The organism is Pseudomonas protegens (genome assembly GCF_003732485.1).
Taxonomy (GTDB): domain Bacteria; phylum Pseudomonadota; class Gammaproteobacteria; order Pseudomonadales; family Pseudomonadaceae; genus Aquipseudomonas; species Aquipseudomonas protegens_B.
In genome coordinates, this window is sequence record NZ_MOAK01000073.1 from 110,313 (window position 1) to 113,062 (window position 2,750).

The 2,750-nt window shown below is 65.2% G+C and carries 2 protein-coding genes; both read right to left on the reverse strand.

Translation table 11 applies throughout. The features are described from left to right. Positions 1 to 72: 72 nt before the first annotated feature. Complete coding sequence (locus tag BLX41_RS18750) at positions 73 to 1,407, reverse strand: sigma-54-dependent transcriptional regulator (protein ID WP_123726092.1); 1,335 nt, start codon at positions 1,405 to 1,407, stop codon at positions 73 to 75. Then, on the reverse strand, positions 1,401 to 2,750 hold a 1,350-nt coding region (locus BLX41_RS18755), incomplete at its 5' end, for a sensor histidine kinase (RefSeq protein ID WP_259745005.1). The genes BLX41_RS18750 and BLX41_RS18755, both read right to left, overlap by 7 nt.

Genomic DNA, 2,750 nt, shown 5'->3' on the forward strand with positions numbered 1-2,750 from the left:
GTGAGGGAGTTGGTGGGGTTGCACCGGGCTTGAGAGCCTTTTCGCTGGCAAGCCGGCTCCTGCAGGCGGGGGCTATTCCTCTTTGAGGAACATCTCCCTGGTCAGGCCGTGACGTTGCATTTTTTCATTCAGGGTCCGGCGGGGCAGTTGCAGTTCGTTGAGCACTGCCTTGATCTCGCCCTTGTGGCGAGTCAGGGCGGCGCGCAGGCACTGGGCTTCGAAGGCCTCTTGTTGTGCTGCAAGGGACTGCCCGGCTTCGAGGATGTCGGGTTCCGGCTCTCCGAGGCCCAGCACCTGACGTTCGGCGACGTTGGCCAGTTCACGCACGTTGCCCGGCCAGTCATGGCTGAGCAGGCGGCTCAACTGCGGACCGCTCAAGGGTGCGACGCTGCGTCCCAGACGCTCGGCGGCGGCCTGGGCGAAGTGTTCGTAGAGTTGCGCAATATCCTCGCGACGCTCACGCAGGGGCGGCAGGCGCAGCTCGGCGACGGTCAGGCGATAGGCCAGGTCTTCGCGAAAGCGTCCGGCCCGGGCCTCTTCCAGCAGGTCGGGCTTGGTGGCGGCGATCACCCGCAGGTCGACCTTGATGCTCTGGTTGGAGCCCAGGCGTTCCAGTTTCTGCTCCTGCAGCACCCGCAGCAGTTTTACCTGCTGGGCCAGGGGCATGCTTTCGATCTCGTCGAGAAACAGCGTGCCGCCATGGGCGTACTCCAGTTTGCCGATGCGCTTGCCCTGGGCGCCGGTAAAGGCGCCGCTCTCATGGCCGAACAGTTCGGCCTCGAACAGTTGTTCGGGGATCGCTGCACAGTTCAAGGCCACGAAGGGTTTGGCGGCCCGGGGACCAAAATCATGCAGGCAGCGGGCGATCAATTCCTTGCCGCTGCCGGTTTCACCTCGAATCAGCACATTCACGGGCAGGGCGGCCAGGTCCAGCACCTGGCGGCGTAGGGTCTGCAGGGACCGGGACACGCCGAGCAAGGTGGCGTCGAGCTTGGCCCGGCTGTCGGCCTGTTGGTGCAGGCGACGGTTTTCCAGGACCAGGCGGCGCTTGTCCAGGGCTCGGCGCAGGCTGCTGAGCAGGGTGTCGGGGCTGAAGGGTTTTTCCAGGAAGTCGTAGGCCCCGTCGCGCATGGCCTCGACCGCCATAGGCACGTCACCGTGACCGGTCAGCAGGATGATCGGCAGGTCGGGGTCCAGGCGCTGGACCTGGGTCAGCAGCTCCAGGCCGCTGATACCGGGCATGCGCACATCGCTGAGGATCACCCCGGGGAAGTTCTTCGGCAACTGCGCCAGGCAATCCTCGGCGCGGCTGAACAGCTGGACCTCGAAGCCCGACAGGCTCAGCCATTGTTCGACGGCGGTGCGGATGCTGGCCTCGTCATCCACCACGATTACCGAGTTCAGCATTGGATGTGCGCCTCCAGATCGATGGGCAGGCTTAGGGTGAACACCGCGCCCTGATCCTGGTTGGCGGCGCTCAGGCGGCCTCCCAGTTCGTGGACGATGGCGTAGGACACGGCCAGCCCCAGGCCCAGGCCATCCCCCACCGGCTTGGTGGTGAAGAATGGATCGAACACGCTCAGCAGGTGCTCCTCGGCGATGCCGCCACCGGTGTCGGCGACCCGCAGCTGCCACAGTTGATCTTCGGCTTCGAGGCTGATTTCCAGGCGTTTCTGTGTGTTTTCCTGCATGGCATCGAGGGCGTTGCGCAGCAGGTTGATCAGTACCTGTTCCAGGCGGATGGCGTCGCCGCGGACCCAGGCCGGGCGGGTCAGGTGCAGTACCACTTCGATGTCTTCGCCGCGTAGCCGGGTCTCCAGCAAGTGCAGCGACTGGTCCACCACGGCCGCCAGGTCCAGGCGTTCGCGCAGGCCGCCGGGGCTCTTGCGGGCGAAGGTCTTGAGATGGCTGGTAAGGGCGGCCATGCGGGTCAGCATGTCGTCCAGTGGCCGCAGGGCCTTGTAGGCCTCCTCCACCCGGCCGTGATCCAGCAGCAGTCTCAGGGTTGCCAACTGCATGCGCTGGGCGGTCAGGGGCTGGTTGATTTCATGGGCCAGGGCCGCGGACATCTGCCCCAGGGCGGCCAGCTTGGCCGATTGCACCAGGCCTTCCTGGGCGGTGCGCAGATCTCGAGTGCGTTCCTGAACCAATTGCTCCAGCTCTTCACGGTTGCGCTGACGAATCTTCCCCAGGCGCCAGCGTTGGCTGAGGAACAGCAACAGGAATACCAGGGTCAGCCAGGCTCCGGCGGCCGCCAGCCCGGCATTGCGGCTCTCCTCGAAAGCGCTCGCCGGCTTGCGCAACAGGTGCAGGGTCCAGCCCTCGGCGGTCAGCGGCAGGGATTCCCAGAGATAGTTGGCCACGCCCTCGGGGCCCTCGACCCGGACCAGGCTGCTGTTGTCGTCGAATTTTTGCAGGGCCGTGTGTTGCAGCGCCGTCAGGGGTTGCTTGTCGTACTGGCGAGTCAGCTTGATCTCCGCCAGGTCGTTTTCGGACAGCGCTTGCAACTGCCGGTAACGCCAGCCGGGCTGGTTGGCGATAAAGATGATGCCCCGGGCGTCGCTCACCAGCAGGGTGTCGTTGCCCTGGCTCCATTCATGCTCCAGTTCGGGGAATTCCAGCTTGACCACCATGGCCCCGAGGAAGTCCTCGTTGTCGGCCTTGACCGCACTGGAGAGGAAATACCCCGGAATGCCACTGGTTACCCCCACTGCGTAGAAACGTCCGCTGCCCTGGCTGCGGGTCTGCTT